Annotated in this window: 16 protein-coding genes; 10 read left to right on the plus strand and 6 right to left on the minus strand. The window is 48.6% G+C overall.

What is annotated here, in order from left to right; all coding sequences use genetic code 11:
- Nucleotides 1–6: 6 nt before the first annotated feature.
- Complete coding sequence (locus AXFE_RS12125; RefSeq protein WP_052606225.1) at nt 7–1,605, minus strand: acyl-CoA carboxylase subunit beta; 1,599 nt, start codon at nt 1,603–1,605, stop codon at nt 7–9.
- Between the two features lie 200 nt (nt 1,606–1,805).
- Between AXFE_RS12125 and AXFE_RS12130 the strand changes: the two genes are divergently transcribed.
- On the plus strand, nt 1,806–3,455 hold the full coding sequence (locus AXFE_RS12130) for an AMP-binding protein (protein WP_052606226.1): 1,650 nt from the start codon (nt 1,806–1,808) through the stop codon (nt 3,453–3,455).
- Between the two features lie 822 nt (nt 3,456–4,277).
- Here AXFE_RS12130 and AXFE_RS12135 read toward each other — a convergent pair.
- The 5 genes from AXFE_RS12135 to AXFE_RS12160 are packed head-to-tail and all read right to left on the minus strand — an operon-like array spanning nt 4,278 to nt 11,339.
- Complete coding sequence (locus tag AXFE_RS12135; RefSeq protein ID WP_152626066.1) at nt 4,278–4,628, minus strand: ferredoxin family protein; 351 nt, start codon at nt 4,626–4,628, stop codon at nt 4,278–4,280.
- Between the two features lie 31 nt (nt 4,629–4,659).
- Nucleotides 4,660–5,988: an FAD-dependent oxidoreductase gene (locus AXFE_RS12140; RefSeq protein WP_052606227.1), complete on the minus strand. Its 1,329-nt coding sequence runs from the start codon at nt 5,986–5,988 to the stop codon at nt 4,660–4,662.
- Nucleotides 5,989–6,001: 13 nt separating this feature from the next.
- Nucleotides 6,002–7,318, minus strand: coding sequence for an electron transfer flavoprotein subunit alpha/FixB family protein (locus AXFE_RS12145; RefSeq protein WP_082058711.1), 1,317 nt, complete (start codon nt 7,316–7,318; stop codon nt 6,002–6,004).
- Nucleotides 7,315–9,345, minus strand: a complete 2,031-nt coding sequence (locus AXFE_RS12155; protein WP_052606230.1) for a mycofactocin system FadH/OYE family oxidoreductase 2 — start codon at nt 9,343–9,345, stop codon at nt 7,315–7,317. Before AXFE_RS12155 ends, AXFE_RS12145 begins: the two co-directional genes overlap by 4 nt.
- 2 nt (nt 9,346–9,347) lie before the next feature.
- Complete coding sequence (locus AXFE_RS12160) at nt 9,348–11,339, minus strand: oxidoreductase (RefSeq protein ID WP_160291850.1); 1,992 nt, start codon at nt 11,337–11,339, stop codon at nt 9,348–9,350.
- 626 nt (nt 11,340–11,965) lie between these two features.
- Between AXFE_RS12160 and AXFE_RS12165 the strand changes: the two genes are divergently transcribed.
- From AXFE_RS12165 to AXFE_RS12205, 9 genes are all read left to right on the plus strand, one after another.
- Nucleotides 11,966–12,193, plus strand: a complete 228-nt coding sequence (locus tag AXFE_RS12165) for a hypothetical protein (RefSeq protein WP_052606232.1) — start codon at nt 11,966–11,968, stop codon at nt 12,191–12,193.
- Between the two features lie 1,347 nt (nt 12,194–13,540).
- A complete protein-coding gene (locus AXFE_RS12170) occupies nt 13,541–14,605 on the plus strand; it encodes a LacI family DNA-binding transcriptional regulator (RefSeq protein ID WP_082058713.1) in 1,065 nt (354 codons plus the stop codon).
- Entirely contained in the window at nt 14,598–16,424 is a 1,827-nt protein-coding gene (locus tag AXFE_RS12175) for a GH39 family glycosyl hydrolase (protein WP_052606234.1), read from the plus strand. The genes AXFE_RS12170 and AXFE_RS12175 overlap by 8 nt, the downstream gene beginning before the upstream one ends.
- Before the next feature lie 261 nt (nt 16,425–16,685).
- On the plus strand, nt 16,686–18,389 hold the full coding sequence (locus AXFE_RS12180; RefSeq protein WP_052606235.1) for an ABC transporter substrate-binding protein: 1,704 nt from the start codon (nt 16,686–16,688) through the stop codon (nt 18,387–18,389).
- Between the two features lie 53 nt (nt 18,390–18,442).
- Nucleotides 18,443–19,426: an ABC transporter permease gene (locus AXFE_RS12185; RefSeq protein WP_052606236.1), complete on the plus strand. Its 984-nt coding sequence runs from the start codon at nt 18,443–18,445 to the stop codon at nt 19,424–19,426.
- Nucleotides 19,423–20,406, plus strand: a complete 984-nt coding sequence (locus AXFE_RS12190) for an ABC transporter permease (protein WP_052606237.1) — start codon at nt 19,423–19,425, stop codon at nt 20,404–20,406. The genes AXFE_RS12185 and AXFE_RS12190 overlap by 4 nt, the downstream gene beginning before the upstream one ends.
- Nucleotides 20,407–21,417 carry an ABC transporter ATP-binding protein gene (locus AXFE_RS12195; RefSeq protein WP_052606238.1) on the plus strand — a complete coding sequence of 337 codons (1,011 nt, stop codon included), beginning with the start codon at nt 20,407–20,409 and terminating at the stop codon, nt 21,415–21,417.
- Nucleotides 21,404–22,240, plus strand: a complete 837-nt coding sequence (locus tag AXFE_RS12200; protein ID WP_052606239.1) for an ABC transporter ATP-binding protein — start codon at nt 21,404–21,406, stop codon at nt 22,238–22,240. Before AXFE_RS12195 ends, AXFE_RS12200 begins: the two co-directional genes overlap by 14 nt.
- Nucleotides 22,241–22,895: 655 nt before the next feature.
- Nucleotides 22,896–23,297: a hypothetical protein gene (locus tag AXFE_RS12205; RefSeq protein ID WP_152626067.1), complete on the plus strand. Its 402-nt coding sequence runs from the start codon at nt 22,896–22,898 to the stop codon at nt 23,295–23,297.
- Nucleotides 23,298–23,352 lie beyond the last annotated feature (55 nt).

Genomic DNA, 23,352 nt, shown 5'->3' on the forward strand with positions numbered 1-23,352 from the left:
TGCTCCTTACATCCGAAAGACGCCAAAGCCCTGGCGTCCTTGTACTTGATTTGAGTGTGCTGCTGAAAGTGCGATCCCAAGGACCGTACGGGTATCACGGGGGTCGATGACACCATCGTCATAGAGGCGTGAGGTGATGTAAAAAGCGTGCGATTCGCGCTCTATCTGCTCTTTGATTGCGAGGGTTCGGGTCGCATCGGCCTCTAAATCGAAGTCACGCCCCGCCGCCTCTGCCCCTTGGCGCGCCACGATGGAGAGCACCCCGGCGAGTTGTTGTGCTCCCATCACTGCGAGTTTGGCATTGGTCCATGCGAACATGAAGCGCGGATCAAAGGCTCGACCCGACATTCCGTAGTTTCCGGCCCCAAATGAAGCTCCGATGTTGATGGTGATGTGGGGTACGGTGGAATTGGCGACAGCGTTGATCATCTTCGCGCCGTCTTTTATGATCCCATCTTGTTCATAGGTGGTTCCCACCATATATCCCGTTGTGTTCTGCAAGAAGATCAGCGAGGTGTCGCTCTGATTGGCTAAAAGAATGAACTCGGTTGCCTTCTTTGCCTCATCGCCAAAGAGGACGCCGCGAGCGTTCGCTAAAATCCCCACTGGATAACCATGGATCCAAGCCCAGCCCGTAATAAGGCTTGTGCCATAAAGTGCCTTGTATTCGTCGAAACGCGAGCCATCCACGACTCTGGCAATAACATCTTTGGGGTCCATAGGAATGCGAAAGTCGCCTGAAGCGATACCAAGAAGCTCTTCGGGATCATATAGAGGTGGATCAACCTTCGGCGACGGAGGTGGGCCGAGCTTGCGCCAGTGGAGATCGCTAATGATCTGGCGTCCGATACGGATGCAGTCGAGCTCATCGAGGGCAAAGTAGTCCGAAAGGCCAGAGACACGTGAGTGCATCTCGGCACCGCCGAGAGCTTCGTCGTCAGCGTCTTCCCCAGTGGCCATCTTGACCAATGGGGGTCCTCCGAGAAAGACCTTGGCGTGACGATCGACTAATACCGCGTAGTCGCACATCCCTGGAACATAGGCGCCGCCGGCAGTGGAGTTTCCAAAGACTAGGGCAATAGTGGCGATACCCATCGCAGATAGTGCGGTGAGATCATGAAATAACCGTCCTGCGGGAACGAAGAGTTCTGATTGGGTGGGAAGATCCGCTCCCCCGGACTCCACGAGATTGATAACCGGAAGGCGGTTACATCGTGCAATTTCCAGGGCGCGCAGGTTCTTTTTTAGACTGATGGGATTCATTGCGCCGCCTCGAAGTGTGGGGTCATGAGCAATGATGACGCACTCTACGCCCTCTACTATCCCGATGCCGGTCAAGATACTCGCGCCAACTGCAAATTCGCTACCCCAGGCCGCGAGAGCGGAGAGCTCCAAAAAAGGTGAGTCTTGATCAATTAGGAGTTCGACGCGTTCGCGTGCCAAAAGTCGCCCGCGATTGTGATGGCGCTGGGCATACTTCGGACCACCTCCAGCGCGGACCGCTTCGAGTTGCTCATCCAAGGCGGCGACCGCCGCGAGCTGGTCACGTCGATTTTGGAGATAAGTCTCACTCGAGGGGTCGATAGTGGATTTTAGAACTGGCAAGTGTAACCTCTCTCAGACCAGACGAATGTTACTGGTGATTCACTAAGAAGTACTTTAGATGACGCTAAAGTAGATTCTTGCAATAATTTGCCTCATTCATTGAAAAAATATGGCTATTTCACGATGACCGATGCCAGATTTGCTAGCATCAAGGAAATTGTAATTCACTAGTAGTAGCTATTTTTAGCGGGGAGCCTGCGATGGACATCGATGTGACGAGCCTAAGTGGTCGGCGCGCGATCAATAGATGGGAGCGCACCAGCATTGGTGATGTTATCGAGCGCGTCACTTGGAGCTACCCTAACAAGGAGGCGATTATCGGGTGGGAGGGAGCCTATGGCCACCCCGAGTTTGCCCGCCTTACCTATCGCCAGGCAGACGAGCTCGCCAACCGCTTCGCCAATGCGCTGATTGCTCGGGGTCTTACCCAAAGCGATCGAGTGCTGCTCTTTTGTGAGAACTCAGTTGAAGCTTTTGTGGCTAAGATCGCTATCGCCAAAGCTGGTGGAGTGGGGGTTCCGCTTAATCCCTCGCTAGCTCCTGATGTAGTGGCAGAGCTAATTGCTCGAACACAACCACGTTTTAGCGTGGTTGACTCCGAACTTTGGGTGCGTGCAAAGGAGGCTTTTAGGGCTGCCGGCTTAGGTGTGGATGTAACTATTCCCATCGGCGGCGGCGCGATAGATTCAAGCCTCACCTTTGGCGACTTCGTGGCGGGCTATCCCTCTAGCGAGCCCAAGGTGGTCATTCACGGCGATGACATCTGGGAGATACTGTTTACCTCTGGCACTACCGCGCTTCCCAAGGGGGCGATGATAAGCCACTCCGGCTCGGTTATGGGTGCCTATAGCTTTGCCCTTACCCTAACTCGGGGTATTCACATCGAATGTGACCTAAAGTTGGCGACCTTTCTTCCAATCATCTATCACGTAGCCGACCAGGTCTTTACTTTTCCAGCCTTTTTCAGCGGTGGGACCCTTATTATCGGAAGGCGCCCGGTAGCGGAATCGATCGTAGCGGCAATCACCCAAGAGAAGATTACCGCACTCTGGGGTGGATCACCAGCGATGGTAAATGCTCTTGCCAAAGTGGTCGCGACCGATAGTGGCGAACATGATATTTCTAGTCTCAGTGTGATCGTCTATGGCTGGGCGGCATTGTCGCCTGCGACCCTTCAAATTCTCAAAGAACGCGCCGGCACCGATCTTGTTGCAGTAGAGATCTTTGGTCAAACTGAGTGCATATCCTGCCATCGCTTTTGGCCAGATAAATGGCCTGAAGTTTATGAGAGAACTGCACCGGAGCACAACTACGTGGGGGTGCCAAACCCCATGCTGGCATCGGTGGTCGTTGACGCTATGGGCGAGTCACTCGAGGGCCAGCCCTGGGTGGCCGGTGAGGCGATCTATCGATCGCCAGCTGTTACGGCAGGATACTATCTCGATGCCGCCGCCACCGGAGAAGCCTTTCGTGACGGATGGTTTCATTCAGGGGATAGCTGTGTCTATGACGAGCAAGGTCTTCGCATTATGGTCGATCGCTTCAAGGATATAGTGAAATCTGGTGGTGAAAATGTCTCTACGATTCGTGTGGAAGCGATTTTGCACCAGCACCCCGGGGTTACAAAGGCTGCGGTTATTGGAGTCCCAGATGAACGTTGGGGCGAGGCGGTTACTGCAGTGGTGGTTCCCCTCGAACTCGGAGGCACAAGCGAAGGCGAGATCATAGCTTTTTGTCGCGAGCGCCTCGCAGGCTTTGAAACTCCGAAATCGGTAATCTTTGTCGAAGAATTGCCAGAGACGGTGGGTGGCAAGGTCTTGAAATACAAACTCCGCCAGCAGTTTCGCTAAAATTGCTTGACCAATAAAAAACAGCCCTTCGTGATTGGCGAGCGGCACACTGACCCAATCACCTAGGCCCTGCCTCATGTTATCGTTTTCTTTGCATTACAATCAGGCATTACAATCAGGCATTACATTTGCGACTTTGGTAATCCAAGGCCAATCCCGCTTGGCCAGCTAAATACCCAAATGGTCATTTCGGCATTCCAAAGCTCTTTATAAGTGGTTTGTGTAATTCTATGCCAATGCGTTTTTCTTATCAACTAAGCCATTTCTAAATGACAGTTTTGATATTCCGCGCCTTTACTGGCCAGCTCGCTCACTTGAGGATTCCTAGCCATCCCGAGTCCTTGCTGGAAGATCTACCGTAGCCAAAAATAGGGCGAGGATCGATAGTGGTCCCTTTCAGCAAATGCACTGACGTCTTCCGCCCCAACAACTGCTGATAATAATTATTAGCCACATAAAACGGGATAAGCACGGCTCAGCAATGGGTCGTGCTTACCTGACTAGCTCACGCCGGTTTTTTTTGTTAATTGTTGGAGTTTCACGGATAAACACAACAAGATAATAGCACCATGTCAGGGGTAATGCAAGTTAGCATCAAAACTAGCCAAAAATTAGGATACTACATTCGCAACCCAAAAAGACCTAATAGCCATCTACGAGTGCTTCTGTAAATCACCTCAGTCGAAAATCGTCCAGAATCGCCTCAAAAGGGGCCAATTGGCGCGATTCTTCGGGAATTCTGCGAAAGATGGGCCAACGAAAAGTCAAAGAAATAGGCAAGGCGCCGCACAAAGTTGCGACTTAGCTAGGTTGTCTGCGTGACTAGGAGTGCAAAAAGTCTACACCATAGCCGCCAGTTGGGTAGTTCCATGTGATTGCGCCCTCTTGGTTGCAGACCAAATAGCAGGTCCCACATTCAAAGCAGTTCTCGTAGTTGAAGATCATCGAACCATTTGAAGTTTCAACAAATAATGAGGCTGGACAGGCTATGAGACATCGACGATCTGAGCAGCCTTCACAGATCGTTGAATTTAAGACTATGTGGGCTTTAGATGAGATCCTAAAGTTCACATTCTCAAGAACATCATCGACGATGATTTGGTCATTTTTCTTTGGAGCAACTGTGGTTTTTGGGCGGTTGAATACGATCTTTGGGGAGTTGTCGGGCGTCATCTTCACCTTGTAGTTTCATTGGTAAATTTATTCATTTGAACGATCGAAACCCTCTGATTCCTAGTTGAATCAACTCTTTCTTTGAGATCTTGTTTGCCTTTATCGCCGAGAATATCGCCTTTGGAATACCAACCTTTGGGAGGGGGTCTCGCACTTTGAAGAGTTCGTCAAAGATGTCGCAAGCGAGTTTGGGCATCTTGTTTTGTACGATTGGAGACATCACCAGCTCTGGGGCTGATTGAAATCTAGAGTGATTCTTACCCACAAAGCTCTCATCTATCTGTCTCTTGTAGATCGAGAGGCCCTCTTTTGTAACGTCGCCTTTTCTAATAGCTTGTGCGCTAGCCCTACCGGCTAGATCTCCTGATGCTATTGCATAGTTGACACCTTCGAGCCATATGCCAGCCGCTAGGCACATAAATCCACTGTCACCAGCGATTAAAAGGCCATCGCTGTAGAGCTCGGGCCAACCTTTTTTTCCTGCTTCAGGAATCAAATGAGCACCATATTCTAAGTCAGTTCCACCTTTTATGAGGTCTTTGATCGATGGGTGGTTGCACAACCCAGAGAGGATCTCCTCAGAACGAACTTTAGATTTTGAAAAAGAATCGAGCGAGAGGACGACACCAATTGAGATCGATGACCGATTGGTGTATAAGAACCCCCCTCCGCTTATTCCCATGGTGCACCCAAGGATCTCAATATCGGTGCCCTGTAAGCTATCTGGCTGATTGAAGCGTTCGTTTATTGTTGTCTCGTCTAGTTCAATTACTCTTTTGACCCCAAGGGTGTAGTGGTGCGAACTGAGCTCGCTAAAGAGGCCAGCCTCTTTAGCTATGAACGAGTTCGCACCATCGGCTGCGATCACCACCTTGGCGCTAAGTGGAATATCGCCCCGATCCGTATAGACAAGCGTCTTTGCGTTTTTTGCAAGGGAGCGATCTAGGGAGGTAACTGTCGTTGCATTTAGCAGAGTGGCGCCTTCTTTTACCGCTTGGTCGGCCAACCAAGAGTCAAAGAGGGAGCGCTTTACGGTAAATCCATTTGGAATCTCATCTACCCAGTTGGGGTTGTCAACCACCAGTGAGGTGGATCTATTGCCATCTATTGCCATCGTAACTCTTCGTGAGATGGCTCGTTCTATCGGGGCATCTTCTAAAAAGTTAGGAATTAGCTCCGATAAGATAGCAGGGTAGACGACCCCGCCAAAGAGGTTCTTTGAGCCAGGAGCTCTTCCTCGTTCTATTAGACATACCGAAAGGCCCAACCTGGCAGCGCTAATTGCAGCGCTTGAGCCCGCGGGGCCGGCACCTACCACGATTACGTCCCATTCGACATTTGGGTTATGGTCTTTTGTCAACTATGGCCCTTTGTTAGTTCGAAGTGGTGGAAGTGGCATTAGATGTTACTCGAGCTATTATTGCCTCGATCACCGCTGTTGCATCTGCTTTTATGGATAGGTCGGCCGAATTTGTAATTGGCGCACCCTCATCTATATTGATTGAGATCATCTCCTGGGCTCGAGCGATTCCACCCATGTGTTGAGGCGCCCCAGAAACTCCAAAGGCCACATAGAGTTTTGGCTCTATCGAGATGCCAGTAGTTCCAATTTGCCTATCGTGGCCACACCAACCAAAGTCAAAGGCTACCCTTGTGGCCCCGTATTGAACCTCAAGGAGTTTGGCTGCTTCTACCACTTTGGCAAAGGCAGCTTTGGATCCAACTCCGGCTCCGATCCCAAAGACAATTGGAGCATCGAATAATCCAGCACTTTGATCCTTGGCAACTTCGATGACGGTGGTCGAAATTATAGGGTCACCCTTATCATTTGTAAGTTGCCAGGTTTTTGATGTTGCTAACTCCCCAATCAAATGCCCAAGGCATTCTCCGTCTTTATAGATGAGATGAGTGCTAGTAAGAAGTGGTAGTTGCCCGGGTGCACAAGATTCGTTGTCGTCATCGTTGTCATTATTATTGTCGTTGGCTTGGCCTTTTGCCAGTTTATTTCCCATGGCATTTGCCAGTTCGTATGCTAAGTCATTGGCGAGATTGTCTTCGATTTCGCCGGGAATATCGGGGGAGTCTGTGGAGGATTGCATCGATGGCACTTGGCTTGAGAGATGATCTTCAATCCATCTCATTGCGTGGTTAGCGGCGATGCTGAGCTCTTGGGATTGATTAGATTTGGCTCCTCTGTGGTCGTTATGGAGGTAGTAAGCGATCAGGTTGTTTTGAGCGATGGGGTAGCAGCGGATTTTTTTCGATCTCTCTCTGACTCTAAAGGCTTGAGCTCGTACCTCTTCTAAGGGTCCGATAGCGAGTCGATTCAATGTTGCACTTAGACGACCGGCTAATGCGATTATCTGAGCAGTTCCGACGATTACGACATTTTGATTGGCGTGTCTTTGGATCAATTCGCCAAGGGCCGTTGCTTTGGCCTCACTGGAGTCGTCTTCTAGGATAAGGAGATTGACGCGTGCTTTTTCTTGGGCTTTGGAAAGTGACAAGAGCGCCTCTTTTAGGGCTGAGCGATGGACCATGATCGCAAGATTGATTGAGATCGATCTTGAAGAGATCGCATTTAGTGGACCCGGTACATATGGCCCATCTATCACTACGATTATTTGTGGATTTGAAGCTGAGGGGTTATTTGACGGTCTCGAGTTAGGCGATAGTTTGTTTTTGATCACCTAAGGGCTCCAAGGCGAGATGAGCGAGATTCCCCTAGTACCAAAGCAAGACTTTGGGGTGCTCTTTGGCCCTCTAAGATCGCGCTATGTGCGCGCCGAGGCGACAATGCGTCACCAATGGCAATGGCTGGAATTTTGGCTTGGAGTGCGTGATGGTAGAGCTCGTTGTTGGAGCGTCTATGGGTGGCTAAAAAGAGATGATCTCCATAGATTGAATCGGTCTTACCGATTATATGATTTAGGGTTCCAAGGGTTTTTTGAGCGACATGGGTTCCAAGGGTATTTCGCAAGAAGGTAATATTTCGTCCCGCCATCGACGCCCTCCACAGCTCCAAGTCCAAGGTAACTCCAAGGTCTTGAGCAATAACCATCGAGGGGGTGATAAAGACGACATTTACCCCCCGGTCCAAGAGATAGGTCGCAGCCGAGGTGGCTTGGTGAAAGCCTAATTCATCAAAGATGATTGCGGTCTCGCCTGCCTTGGGCTGGACCCTTTTCTCAAAGAGCCAGTTGACGTCGCTGATGCTCATTTGATCTTCGTCCGACCCCTGATAGTCAGAGATCCAATATGGTTTGTTGTGTGATGAGCCAGATGCCACAACTATTGCATCCGCATTGAGCTCCGCTAAATCGTCTTCAGTTATCTTGGTGTTGGTGGTTATCTCAACTCCAAGTTCTCGAAGTGCATTTAGCTGATTTCTAACCAGGTCGCCAATCTCGTTTCGAGCGGGGAGACTAGCGCCAAGAAGGATTTGGCCTCCGGGATTTGGGCTCGCCTCAATTAGGGCAACTATTGCGCCGGCTTGGCTAAGAGAGATAGCAGCCTGTAGGCCAGCGGGTCCCGCCCCGATAATTGCGACCTTTGGATAGTCTTGGCCCTTTGCTTTGGATCGAAAGTTCACCTTTTCTTCGGGAGTTGCCTCTCGTCCAGTATTTGGATTTTCAATACAGCCAAGCCATCGATTGAGTCCCATGCGACCGACACACTCTTGATTACAAGAGAGGCAGTACCTAATAGCTTGAAGATCCTTACCCCTTGCTTTATTGGCGAAGTCTGGATCAGCGATCTGTCCTCTAACGACTCCGACTAGATCGCAGTGGCCTAAGGCGATTGCCTTATCAGCTTGAAGTGGATCTTTGAATCTTCCAACTCCAACAACTGGTATCGAGACCTCTTTTCGAATGGCGCTTGGGATAAAGAGGCTGTATCCAGGTGGTATCGCCATCGAGGCTTCGATGGCAAAGAGAGAGGCGGTTGCAACGCCAATGGAGGTATTTATGTAGTCGACTGACTTTGTGGCATCGACCGCTTTGGCGACTTCAACCGCTTCGTCGATTCGCATCCCTCCTTCGATTAGCTCATCTCCACAGATCCGAACACCCAGTGCCTTGTCGGGGCCAATAGTAGCGCGAACACGATCGATAATCTCGAGCATTAATCTCGAACGATTTTGAAGATCCCCGCCCCACCTATCTGAGCGATGGTTGGTCGCGCCCGATAGAAAACACCGCACGATCGAAGAGTGAGAGCATTGAAGCTCGATCCCGTCGAAACCTCCCTCGATGGCATTTTTGGCTACGTTGGCGTATCCATCGATCACTTCGAAGATCTCATCTTCGGTTACTTCGTGGGGAACTTCTCTAAATAAGGGGTCATAGATTGGCGATGCTCCCCAGACCGCTCTTCTTGAGTACATACCCGATGCTTGAGAGCCGTTGTGGTTGATCTGTGCGAAGATTGGCGTTCCATGAGCGTGAACTGCGTTAGTAATAGCCCTGTATCCCTCGATTACTTTTTTGTCGAAGCCGTGGATCAGCTTTTCATAGGGCCAATCGGTGGGATGGACCGAGTGTTCCTCGGTGATGATCAGACCTGCTCCACCATTTGCACGGGCTTGATAGTACTTTACGTGTTGGTCAGTCGGAAGCTGATCAACGGCATAGTTGGTTAAATGCGCCGAGAAGATTATTCGATTAGAAAGCGTGATTGGCCCAAGTTTGAGGGGTGAAAATAGGTAGTCGTACACCTCTAGTGGCCCCCTTGATTTGTAGATGCATAGAGTTTTTCGATGACTCCCTCGATCGCGACTTTTGCGTCATAGGTTGCATGGGCCAGCGTTCGTGGAGCTTGTGCGTCACCGATTAATTCAAAATTAAGATCGCGCCATCGTATGTCATTTGCCCTATAAGGCGAAGCATCGACGATAATGTCACAAGGAATACTGATCGGCTCGGAGCTAAAGGAGCTTATCAGATGGAGTCCGTCGTGTTGGACTATTGGGGAGACGGCCTCGTAGGTGACTTCGTTCCCACTTCTAAGTAGTCGATGATTTGCGCCAACTAAGTCATTGGTAAGAGAGAGGCCTGTGCCAATGATTGAATCAGTGGTGACAAAGTGAAAGGAGATATTTCGAAGGATCAAAAAGTCAGCTAGTGCAACCGCGGTTTCGGCTCCAATTGGATCATAGATAACTATCGATTTTCCGGCGAGCTCTTCTGCCTTACTAAAGAGCTCAATTGGCGAGATTACCCTTGGCCCTGAATCGAATTGTCCAAGGTCGCAATGGACTGGAATGGTGGTATTGAATTGAGAGCCTGATGCAATGATGATTGGGTTTAGGGACGACTGTCGCTCCATCAATTCATCTGGATCCACCTCGTATTCTAAGAGCAATTTTATGGGGCTCTCATTGATCTGTTTGATGTAGTGGCTGAGAAGCGCCTGCATGTGATAGTTAGGGTGAAATGGGGAGTATTTTGCCAATAGGCCACCTAGATGCGAGCTAGCTTCATAGATGGTGACTTGGTCGAAGTGACCAACAGCCTCAAGAGCCGCGTGCATGCCGGCTATTCCACCGCCGACTATAGATAGACGTGGCTTGGGCTTGTCCATTAAATTTCGATGAGTCACAGACTTTATCTGGGTCTTTATCTGGGTGTCCTCATTTCCGACGCGTGGGTTTACAGTGCAATAGATCGGAGGGTTTCTGGAATCTCTCACGCAGCATCCGCGATTGCATGCAATACATGGGGTTGGTGCAAGATCTTTGGCTGATTTGGCTACGAACATGGAATCGGCGATCAAGACTTTTGTTAGATCGACCAGGTCCGCACCTAGCTCATTTAGAGCGAAGTTGGCATCTTCGATCGTGTAGATTCCACCACCAAAGACGATTCGGGGGCGTGATTCGACCTTTGGCGGCATCCTCTTTATGGCATCAGCCATGAAGAGGATGCCAGCGTGAAAGTCTGGGTCGGTCTCGCTTTGACTGTAAATTCCACCGCGCTCGATCGCGATGTAGTCAAAGCGATCTCGAAATTGATCGGTAATTTCGTGAGCATTTTCGGGGCTGATTCCTCCCCAAGCGGCTAATTCGTCGATCGATAGGCGAAGGCCTATTAGGCGATTACCCATAATTTTGCGAGTCGCTTCGGTGAGCTCGTTCAGAAGCCGAAGCCTATCAGAACCATACTCGTCGTCTCGGACGTTGGTTAGCGACGAGAGAAATTGGCGAATTAGAGAAAACTGTCCTCCATTGATCTCAATACCGTCACAACCAGCCTCGAGTCCGATTTTGCAGGCATTGCAAAAGCCATTGATTATCTCATTGATTTGATCGTGTGATGCACCAGTACAAAGCTCTCGTGAATTTGTCTCTGGAAATGGGCTAGGTCCCAAGAGGACTTGTTGAGAATACGCACTTGAGCCTTGGCCACCGCTATGGCTTAATCCAAAGATTACCTTGGCGTTAGTTTCATGGATTTGGTCGACGAGGCCACGAAGAGATGGCCCAAGCAGAGGAGCAAGTGGAGCATACTCATAGGGCCAGTCATCACTTGTAACACTGGCGTATTCTGTGACGATTATTCCAACTTGGTTTATCGCTCGCTCTTTTAGGTAGCTTATGTAGCGTTGGCTGAAGCGGTCTCTTCGATTTATGTTTGTTACATGTGGGGCGAGATATGATCTGCTTGAAAGTTCATAACTTGAAATTTCATATTTATCAAAAAGGCTCTTCAACTGTCTGGTCCCAAGTTCGGAATGTGCGTCTTTATATTTATAGTCCAAAGCTGATGGCTAGATCAGACACTATTTGAATTGCCAGAGTAAAACTTGCTTTTTTGTAATACGAATCCAAATTCAGGGTCTCACAATTTGGTGGGCGTTCACTCCCTTTATGAGTGGAGGGGTCTTTGACAATGGTTTCGCATATCTAGGGAGTCTCTGTATAGGTTGGATATCTAATAGAAGTAGCACTCATCCTAAAGCCCCTATGAATTGAGAGATTGGTACTAGATTCTCAAAGTTATGTACGAAGGTTCCTTTGGCTTAATCGTCCCGTTGTCGTTGAGGATGGAGCCCGTTCAATTACATAAAGGTAGGCGCTGTGGTGCTTTTAGGTTGAGAAGTGACCCAATTTTTTTTGGACAGTGGCGTTAGATCGGTCTGAGGATCATATTGAAGCTCACAAAGTCGAATCTATAGTTTTCGATGTGGTTTCGGGGGTTTGACCAGATTTGATATTCAGTAGTTGTAAATTTGAAAAATAGTGATTTAGGAAGATATGGGAGTGACAAATTCGAAAAGGGAGCGAAGTCTTCAAAGACGGTCGCCGGATTTCTTGTAGTGGTGGTGATCGTCTCGGAATGATGGACTGTTTTACTCTGCACGCCGAGTTATTATCTGGCGGCTGGGCGCTAGTGGTTATTATCGTCCAGATTATTCTAAGGATCGGAAGTAAATGCCTGCCTGCCCAGCCTGTTAGAGAATCTTTCGCACGAGACGTATTTGGGTTGACCGCTGGTGTGACCGCCATGGGACGCCTTGGGACGCCTTGGGACGCCTTGGCGACGACCGGGAACGAAAGCTCCTAATTGATTTATCGCCAGCCCTATGATTTTTGAATCCACCACGTAGACAATGAACTATGGCCTATCTGAAAGAGATGCCTGAAACATCCTAAGGTAGTCAAGCAAAGATGTTGAAGAATATTGTCGTTTGAGATGTGGTGTTCAACGAAGGCTCCCGCTAGGTGGAACCGTGGATTTCGCAGGGAAATGTGCACTCTAATTCAGAACAATTTTCTGGTTCCTAACGGCATAGATGTGTATTGAATTTTCTCACGGCAGACTAGACGAAGATTGATTGCAAACCATAGGACCTAGGTGTCACTTGATTGTCTAGCCTCTCAAATGAATCTACGAAGATCTAGGAATTGAAATTTGTCCATTACTACTAATTCAAAAAAGCTCCATAGATTTTCTTAAAAGTCGCTGAGTCCCAAAGGTAGCTAGATCTAAAAATTACATTCAATTTGGACCATTAACCGGGTAACTGTCAATTTCTTTAGTGACACCGAAATCGAATTTTCGTCTGACCCGTTCCAGAGGAAGCGTGTCTTGAGCGTCATTTAGGGACTTTAGGTGAGTATGTCTGATGACTCCCTCTTTAGCCTTCGCACGATGATGACTCCTTGAAAAAAACTTAGATCCGCCAAGATTTTCCGAGCGTATCATTCAGTGGGTTGGTTGTCGATAGGGGAGTTTTAAGATATTTTTAGCGCGGAACTCGAGACAGAGAGCTATAGCTTGTCGCTCTTTCGAAGGTCGCCTGCCTATCTTGCGAGCGGAGGAAGGGCATGTTAAGCGCTTATCACGTTCAGGCCGATTTTTCTGGCGACTGAGTGTACAAATTAATCATTTATTTTTAATTAGTCTAACTAATTTATTGGATAGATTCGCGACCGATGTTGCTCATTGGGTGTAAGACATGTTTTCAATTAGATGACTATTTCACTAAGGCTGCGAATCATTGACTGTGGGATGTATCGCATGTGCCATTTCACTGTGGTTCAAGAATTTGGGTAAGGATAACGCTTTGCGCTCAAGATGATTGGTATAATAGCTGATCAGAGTCTACTTAATTCTTAAAAATACCGCGTTTGAATCTTTAGCTGAATTTCTCTCCGTGCGTATTTCCTCAAGCGATTGCGGATGCACTTTAATCCAACATAATTTAAAGCGTTGCGTGCAATGTGATTTAGTCTCTTTGATTGGTCTGCGATATGGAGATATTGTGATTTTAGAGGGCATGATTTAGTCTTCTCACTGGATGATGCGGATCATGGATTGAGAAAGTTTCTTAGGTGAACTTGACAAGATGAAGCCCCATGGTATTGTTAAGCGGTACACAAGCATTTAGGGAACGAATTGGGGGAATAGGTGAGTCAAAGGCCGACCATATATGCCGTAGCAAAGCGATGCGGGGTTTCCACGACGACGGTTTCTCGGGTAATGCAGGATGAGTCTTTTGGATCGCCGGCCACTAGGGAGCGGGTTTTGAGCGTTGCTCTCGAACTCGGATGGGTACCCAACGGGGCGGCTCGCGGCCTCGCGACAAGGAAGGCTGGGATTATAGGTTTACTCTTTCCCGATCTGGGGGAACTTGGAGTCGGGGAAGAAGAGTCACCTCTTTATGTAGATCAAGTTGTACGCGGAGCAGAGCGAGTGACGGCAGCCGCCGGTCAGGCGGTGCTGATAGCAGCCGTCCGAGCTTCTGGCGGGAAATCCTTGGCGTACTCAGTCGCAGGCAAGGTTGATGGACTCGTAATCATGTCGAGAAGCTTGTCTGACAAGGATGTTGCGTTGATCGCTCGAACGGTACCAGTGGTATTGCTGGCGCACAAGCCGGGGCGCAAATCATTCGACCATGTTGTTGTGGACAATAGATCTGGAGCGCGTGAAATGACTTCGCATCTAATTGAGGTACATGGTTATCAAGACCTGGTCTACGTCAGGGGACCCGAAGGATCACCTGACTCCCATGAACGGTTTTTAGGTTTCTGTGACTCTCTCGAAGCGGCGGGGTTGCCCGTTCCGGAAAAACCGGCCGCTGATGGCGGATTTACAGAAGCCGGTGGAAAAAAAGCAATGTGGCAACTGCTTGGATCCGCTAAGCCGCCGCGAGCCATTGTATTTGGAAATGACGAGATGGCTATTGGCGCGATGGATGTTCTCAACAAGGCGAAGATCTCTATCCCAGGCGAAGTTGCAATCACTGGTTTTGATGATATTGCCGTTGCTCGACATGTTAATCCTTCACTCACAACGGTCAAACAGCCAATGCGTGAACTTGGCGAACAAGCTGTTCAGCTGCTGTTCGCAAGGCTACGTGATCCCAAGGCTGGAACGAAAACTATCTATTTATCTACGGAGTCAGTATTTCGCAAAAGCTGTGGATGCGGCAAGGCGAATACGAACTCGAAGAAAGGATCAAAGAATGACTGAAGCCCTAGATGCCCGAGCTGATTGGGAAAATAGAATCTACGATAGATCAGATCAAATTGGATCAAGTTTGGATTTGCCCTCGCCCGGGAATTTGAAAGCAGTGCCTGGTGTCGGATCGATCACACTGTCATGGGATTCGGTGAGCAGCGCGTCAGGTTACGTAATCCAACTAGATGAGCCCAACAAGGCGTCAATCCTTTTGCGACACGGAGGAAGTGACGTCGTCGCGGTTCCAGGTAATCACTTTGTGGTAACAGGACTTCTGGATCACGTGATTTACGGGTTTCGAGTGGGCGCAATCGCCACTCCAGAACATTTGCCCAAGAACTGGTCGCACCAAATATCAGCCACCACTAAGGCCTTCGTGGAAGTTGGACAAGTGCGGATCGAAGTTGACGCGGCGCTTGAAACTGGAAAATTAGAGCGAGTCTGGGAGATGGTCGGATCAGAGAGACTCTCTCAATTGATGGTGGGAGCGGATTCATTTGGAAATCAGATAGGAGCTGAATTCTTGGAGTCCATTCGTCGAGCACACGATGATTTGGGTGTGAAATGGATACGTGCCCATGCAATTTTTCATGACGATCTGGGTGTGGCTCGACGGAGGATTGACGGTACTTTAGTCTTTGATTTTGCGGCTATCGACAATGTATATGACCAACTCTTGAAGTTGGGGGTCCGTCCCGTAGTCGAATTGTCTTTCATGCCAGAAGCCCTTGCCAGCGACCCCACTAAGACCGTCTTTACATATCGAGGAATAATCTCGCCTCCCACGGATTGGAAGGAATGGTACGCACTAATTCAAGCCTTTGTGGAACATTTGGTTGACCGATATGGACTTGACGAAGTTGTTCAATGGCCTTTTGAGGTTTGGAACGAGGCTAACTTGGAGGTGTTTTGGACGGGAAGTCGCGACGAGTACCTTCAACTCTATGACGAGGCGGCATTGGCTGTCAAAAGTGTATGTTCCGACATAAAAGTTGGCGGTCCCTCTAGCGCAGCGTGTGAATGGGTAGAGGCCCTCGCATCCCACGCTAAAGAGAGGGGGATACCTCTTGACTTCGTGTCTACTCACACCTATGGGAACCTTCCGCTCGACCTTCGGCCCGTCCTCGAGCGATATGGATTTGGGGATATCCCGATTTACTGGACTGAATGGGGAATCGGGAGCACCCATTTCGGTCCAGTGCACGATTCAGTCGCGGGAGCACCTTTTGTGCTCCTTGGATACGAAGCAGTGCAGGGCCGAATGGACTCTTTGGCATACTGGGTGGTGAGCGATCACTTTGAGGAGTTGGGTCGCCCCCCTCGACTATTTCATGATGGTTTTGGTCTTCTCAGTGTGGGCAATTTGGCAAAGCCAAGATATTGGGGGGTCCATCTTGCGGCGCATCAAGGCGATACGGTGCTTCAAACCAATGTTGCTGGTGATGTTGGAACTATTCACGTTAGTGCCACTAAGAACGACGTCAGTGACGTTGATGTTCTGATCTGGAATGGAACGATCAACACGGAAATTATGAGGGGTGATCAGCGCCTCAGCAGGGAAGTAACTTTAAATATTGCTGGGTTACAGCCAAACACGTACCGCTTGTCGCTCGCACGTGTGGATGAGGAACATTCGAACATCATTCGACATCTACCAGAGGGAGTGGCTTGGCCAGATTCCGAACAATGGGACGAACTTCGCCGTTGGGATTACCTTTTCGAAGAGTCTCTTGCTAACCAAAATCCGATAAAAGGAACGATCGCGGTCAAAGTATTCCTGCCCCATCCAAGCGTGGTTCGTTTGCGACTCTGTCCTGTCGATAAATTGTGACGCGGTTCTCAGCCGTTGAATAGATACAAAGGAGGTGATGTCTGTGTAAATGGCGTCGAGTTTTTAGGTTGCCTACTTTCAAACGGCAATATGGGTTGAGTGTGCACAGGTTGAGACCTGATGCGCTAGAGCATGGGGACATCTTTTGGTTATGGGCGCCTTGAGCTCAGACAAAGTTGATGCTAATGAGGTATCTCCGCTAACGGTCTAGGCGGAGCTTGCCAGAAGTAAATGAAGATCAAATGCTAAAGGGGAAGAAAAATGTATAATAATAACAAGCGAAACATAGAAGGGCGTGGCTCGAGATTTCGATTTGTGACTCGCAGTGCAGCGATAACGGGGGCCTTCGCCGTGACTTTAGCAGCCTGTGGCAGTGGCAGTAGCAGCAGTTCGTCGTCGGCTACGACAACATCGTCAGCTGCAACTACAACTCAATTGACTATTCAGGGTTCGACGTCACCGATTACGGTCTTAAATCTCAATCCGTTTAACGGTAACATGGGCGTCGATCTGATGTATAACACCTTGATGTTGGTAAATCCGATCAATGGGACAATGTCTCCTGAGCTCGCAACGTCATTCAAGGCGCTGAATTCGACCACTCTTGAATTTACGCTTAAAAGTGGCATCAAATGGAGCAATGGAACGCCATTTACTGCCAAGGATGTTGTCTTTACCTTCAATATGTTGAAGAAGTTCCCCGCTCTTGATGGTGGTGGAATATGGAAGCAGGTGACATCTGTTACCACGAGTGGTAATACTGTGACCTTTAATCTAAACACTCCTGATGTGCCGCTGAATCTTTCACTCGCCTCAGTTCCGATAGTCTCGCAAGCGGTGTGGTCCAAGGTGGCCAATCCTGTAACCTATACTGCGAAGACGCCAGTAGTGACTGGCCCTTACACCTTTGATACCTTTGCTCCAACAAAGATGGTTCTCAAAAAGAATCCTTTGTCGTTTGAGTCAGGCCAAGTAAAACCCCAGACTGTTGCCTTCCTGGTGGGCTCGTCGAGTCAAACCACTAATGAGCTTTTAGTAGCTTCGGGAACGTATGATTTTTCGTACAATTATTTTCCTGACGTACAAAAGACTTTTGTGGCCCGTGATCCAGCTCATAACAAATATTGGTTCCCGGCCGGAGGCGTGATCTCGTTATTTATGAATTTAACTCAGGCACCATTTAATAATCCCAACTTCCGTCAAGGAGTTTCTTGGGCTATCGACCGCCAGGCCGTTGAAAACAAAGCGGTTTTTGGAGTTGAAAATGTTGCCCCTCAAACCGGCCTAATTCTTCCTGGTCAGTCGTCGTGGGCTAATCCCGCTATACCTAACAATGGGCTTGTTACCATGAACACTACTAAGGCATTGGCTGATTTCAAGAAGGCTGGTTATGTTCTAAGTAATGGGAAGCTAGTCAACTCAGCGGGCGTCCAGGTAAGTTTTTCGATAATGGAGCCTAACAACTACAGCGACTGGGTCGGGGCTGCGCAACAGATAGCTGCGAATTTAGCAAGCGTTGGAATCAATGCGACTCTAAATGAACCAACTTCGGCTGTTTACACGACAAACACCGAGTCCGGACAGTTCCAGGCTGCTATTGGTACATTCGGAGGCAGCGGCAGTGCATACAGCGCCTTCAATCCTGCACTAAATAGTTCATTTGCTGCTCCAGTGAACTCATCTACGGCTAGCAACTGGGAGCGATTCAACAGCCCCACCGTTGACCAGCAATTAAATCAGTTAGCTGCTGCAACTTCTGCAACTTCTATGATAAAAGCGACATATCCGTTGCAGTCACTGATGTACAACCAAGTTCCGTTCATTGATCTTTACTACGGCGGCATGTGGGGGCTATTCTCAACTCGTCACTGGGTAGGTTGGCCATCTGCAAGCAATCCCTACACTCTCCCCGCTACGTGGAATGACGATCTTTTGGCAATCTTGATGCATGTGAGCCCAGCGTAGCCTTTGTTGGCTCGATGCGATGAATAAGCAGATTATAGGGGGGGGAGGCAAAGTTGCGTTACTTCGTTCGTAAAGTAGGAATGTTTTTTGTCACGATATGGGCTGCGGTGACGCTTAATTTTGTCGTCCCTCGGCTTATGCCTGGCTCGCCGGTGCAGGCGACGCTGATGCGGTTAGCGGCTAGCGGTCAAGTGGTAACCAATGCGACTAAAAGGGCTATTGAAATTCAGCTAGGACTTCCACATACGAGTCTTTTGATTCAGTACGGGGACTATCTCTTGAATATCTTTAGATTTCGTTTCGGAATGACCTATTCAATAACCGACGAGTCGGTAAGCCGTGCAATTATGGCAGCCGCGCCGTGGACTTTGGTTCTTGTTGGGACGACTACGGTTTTAGCCTTCTTGGTGGGAACAATGTTAGGTGTGTATGCCGGCTGGAAGAGGCAGAGTAGAGTCGATTCAATAGTAACGGTTGGTTCTACTGTCTTTTCCGCATTTCCACCTTTTTTCCTTGGTCTTCTACTCCTTTACTTTATGGGATTCAAGTACCATTGGTTGCCGCTTACTGGTGGATATACGCCGGGCCTTACCCCTAGTTTGTCGTTGTCTTTCCTGGGTAATGCATTCATCCATAGCATTCTTCCAGCCATTACTTTGATAATAACATCCCTAGCGGGATGGGTCCTAGGGATGCGGAACAACATGATAAACACCCTCGGCGAAGATTATGTACTCTTTGGGGAAGCAAATGGTTTGAGGGACAAAACGATTGCGTTCTTGTATGTTGCAAGAAATGCTCTTCTGCCAAACGTTACGAGTTTTGGTCTTGCCCTTGGTTCTGTTATAGGAGGCTCGGTGCTCGTGGAAAGTATCTTTGGGTATCCGGGGGTTGGTAGTTTGTTGCTAACCGCAGTGAACAATCGCGATTACCCACTTATGCAGACGATTTTCTTAATGATTACTGTCAGCATGTTGGTGACAATTTTTGTAGCGGATCTTCTCTATGGACTTCTTGATCCGAGGGTGCGGCAATGATCAGTTTCCGTAATAAGCGTCGTGATATTATTAAAGGTGTCACCGTTGAGATTGTTGTCGCTGAAGACGATGCGCGCCCTTTAAACGAAGAGTCCAAATCAAGTTACAATCGTCCCAAACTTCCCGGACCCTTTGTTTTTATCCTTCGGGCCGTGTCGACTCTTTGGCGGAACAAGAAATCACGAGTGGGTTTAGTGATCCTTGGTTTCTTTATATTTGTCTCGGTCATGGCACCAATACTTGCACCGCATTCGGCAACAGCAACAAACTTTAAACCTTATCAGAACCCCAACGCAACGAACTGGCTTGGAACGACTGGGAACGGGCAGGATGTGCTATCTCAGATGATCTACGGTACTCGGGTATCATTACTCGTAGGTCTCGGTGCGGGTCTTTTGGCAACATTGATAGCCCTTTCCATTGGGCTGGTTTCTGGCTATCGTCCGGGAATTGTCGATGAGGTGCTTAGTTTTACTACCAACCTCGCTCTAGTACTTCCTGGTCTTCCGCTGATGATAGTTATTGCCACTTACCTAAGAAGCAACTCCATGTGGATGATTCTATTCGTTATAGGCTTTACAGGTTGGGCGACTGGCGCACGCGTGATTAGAAGTCAGACAGCGACTTTGCGTAGTAGAGACTTTGTTAGCGCAGCTTCTTTTTCTGGAGAACGGCTTCTGCGGGTAGTATTCAAGGAGATACTCCCGAACATGGTATCTTTGGCTGCCGCTAGCTTCTTCGGTGCAGCAACTGCCGCTGTGATTGCCGCCTCTAGTTTGGAGTTTCTGGGAATCGGTAATCCAAACACCGTCAGCTGGGGTTCAATATTGTATTGGGCCGAGAATGACAATGCATTTTTGACCGGACAATGGGTTTTAGTATTTGCTCCTGGGATTGCGATTGTACTCTTGTCGCTCTCTTTTATATTGATCAACTTTGGAATTGACACACTTTCTAATCCTAGATTGAGGGAGAAGTAGATGCCTATTTTAGAGATAGAGGGTCTAAACGTCTGCTATCGACCTGAGCGAGGGGTTCGGATAAGTGCGGTTCGTGATTTGGACATATCCCTTGAAAGGGGGGAGTTTGTAGGAATAGTCGGCGAATCTGGCTCTGGCAAGTCTACTCTGGGATTTGCCATTACTCGGATGCTTCGTCCCCCGGCCGTTATCGAAAGTGGGGCAGTGAAGTTCAAAGGCACGAATATTTTAGAGCTCACTGGGTCCGAACTGCGAAACCAAAGAAGGGGTGGTTTGGCGCTAGTTCTGCAGAGCGGGATGAACGCACTCAATCCAGTTCGTAGTATTTCAAAGCAGTTAGGGGATGTTCTTAAAGCGCATTCTCAAAAAGGGGAGCACTGGGGCCGTTCTGAGGTGAGGGCTCGGGGTGGTGAACTTCTTTCAATGGTAGAACTTGATAGCGAAGTATTAGATCGCTATCCACATGAACTATCCGGAGGGATGAGACAGCGTGTTGCGATTGCTCTAGCGCTATCTCTTGAGCCGGAACTGGTTGTCTTTGACGAACCTACGACAGCCCTAGATGTGATAGTTCAGGCATCGGTAATGGAGACTATAAAATCGTTGCAAAGATCTCGCGGCTTTACGGCCATATTGATAAGTCATGACATGTCTGTTGTCCTTGACGCAACTGATAGAACTTTAGTAATGTATGCAGGTCGGGTCGTCGAGGACCAACCATCAAAGACTGTCGCATCCGCTGGAATCCACCATCCTTATACCGAAGCCTTAATGAAGTGCTATGCGGACCCTAGGGCCGACAAGGTCGAGTTGCAGGATATCGGAGGCACTCCTCCAGATCTATCCATAGAGGTGGCTGGATGCTCTTTTGCACCCCGATGTTCCTTCGCATCCAAAGTCTGTTTTCTAGAGACTCCGAGTCTCGTTCGCTCAGAATTGATTCAAGTTGCGTGCCACGTAAGATTGCCAGTATCTCCCATGGCTAAGGAGGTTAAAGTTGTCCGAAATTGAGGAGATAGAAGGTCCACTTCTAGCGATTGCGATGGAGCCGGTTCCGTTGATGATCTTTGACCAAGTTACAAAGTCGTACCGATCCAAAAGGGGCAAAAAAGAGAAATTAATTGCTGTAGATAATGTGTCTTTTGAAATTGCTCCGGGCGAGGCGGTGGGCCTCGTAGGGGCCAGCGGGAGCGGGAAAAGCACAATTGCTAGGTTGATCACGGGCCTAGAGAAACCTGATACGGGACGCATTATATTTGGTGATTTTTCTGTCGGTAAACTAGGCCACCGGGAGCTTCGGAACCTATATTCAATGGTTCAGATGGTTTTTCAAGACCCCTATGGCGCCCTAAATCCTGTCCATAGTGTGGAATATGCGGTCTCGCGTCCCTGTATTAATTATTTGGGAATGTCGATATCGCAAGCGACGAGGCGAGTCGAGGAGCTTCTTGATCGAGTGGGGCTAACCCCAGCTAGACAATTTGCTGAGAAGATGCCCCATCAACTGTCAGGTGGTCAACGCCAACGAGTTGTAATTGCGCGCGCTTTGGCGTGCGAACCTAAGCTCTTGATCGCCGATGAGCCGGTTTCGATGCTGGATGTTTCTCTAAGAGCAGGAGTATTGCGCCTTCTAACTGAGCTTCAGAATGAACACGGGCTAAGTCTTTTGTATATCACGCATGATCTACTAAGTGCTCGAGTTCTAACAGATCGAATTTTGGTCCTAAATAAGGGTGGGGTCGTCGAAGAAGGGGTAACAAAGCAAGTACTTCAGAATCCAAAGGATCCATATACGGTAAAGTTATTAGATTCGGTGGCGACCCTTGATAAGTAGACGCTATCTCGGTGGAATACCAGTCGATTTATCGGGATTCTATTTCCGAAACGTGGTGACTATTCGTTTTTAGCCTTGCAGCCAACTATTTATCCACTTGGCATTTATGTGATTTCTTCTACGAGGTCGATATAGTCGTGAATGATGGGGGTGACTTTTCAGAGACTTGAGATCTTGGGTAGGTGATGCCACTGTGAGCGACTGGAGCGATAGTTGGATCCTACACCATAGGTTCAGAATGGTTCTACCGTCAGATTTTAATGCCGACTACTGCGTCCAGAATGACCCTGAAAATCGGTTGAACTACCAAATTAAAGGTCTTCGCAAGAGCCGATGCTTTGCGCCAGTATAGGCTTGACATCTTTGCTCGTAGGCTAATTCGGGGGTTGGTCTGTGATCTTCACATTTGGAGACACAGCTTCGCACCTAGGCACTCTGGCGCTCACAATCTTAGCCCTTCTTTCGCAGATTTCCCGAAAAATCGCCCTAATTGGTCCCTTTTGAGTTGATTTTTGAGGATTTTCGGCTTGTGTCATTTATAGATGCCCTGGTAGATGGGTATTAGGTCTTTTTGGGTCGCGAATGTAGTGTCCTAATTTTTGAGTAGTTTTGATTATGACTTGCATTAGCTCTGACATGGTGCTATTGTCTTGTTGTGTTTATCCGTGAAACTCCAACAGTTAATAAAAAGACCGGCGTTAGCTACAGTAAGTACCAACTCGTTGAGTCCTACCGCTGTGAAAAAGGTCCCCGTCAACGTATAGTAATGACCTTGACCGAACTGGACCTGGATAAGTCATTGTGGCCAGCTCTGGCCAATGCAATTGCCCAGAGACTCTCTGGAGTAACCTCACTCTTTGAATCAGATCCTATTATTGCCAGATACGTCGATCTAGCAATCACTAAGTATGCAATTCGTTCCGAAGTTGCAGCCGCTAAAGAAACAAGAGCTACTGAGGCTGACCTTGAGATGGTAGATCTCTCTAGTGCTAAGACTATCAATAGTAGAAGTATCGGTCCAGAACTCATAGGAAACTCGTTCTATGAAAGCTCTTAGCTTCGATAAGATCCTAGAGAGTGCAGGTCTATCGGGTGAATCTCTTGGCATTGCC

This window comes from Acidithrix ferrooxidans, assembly GCF_000949295.1.
GTDB lineage: Bacteria > Actinomycetota > Acidimicrobiia > Acidimicrobiales > Acidimicrobiaceae > Acidithrix > Acidithrix ferrooxidans.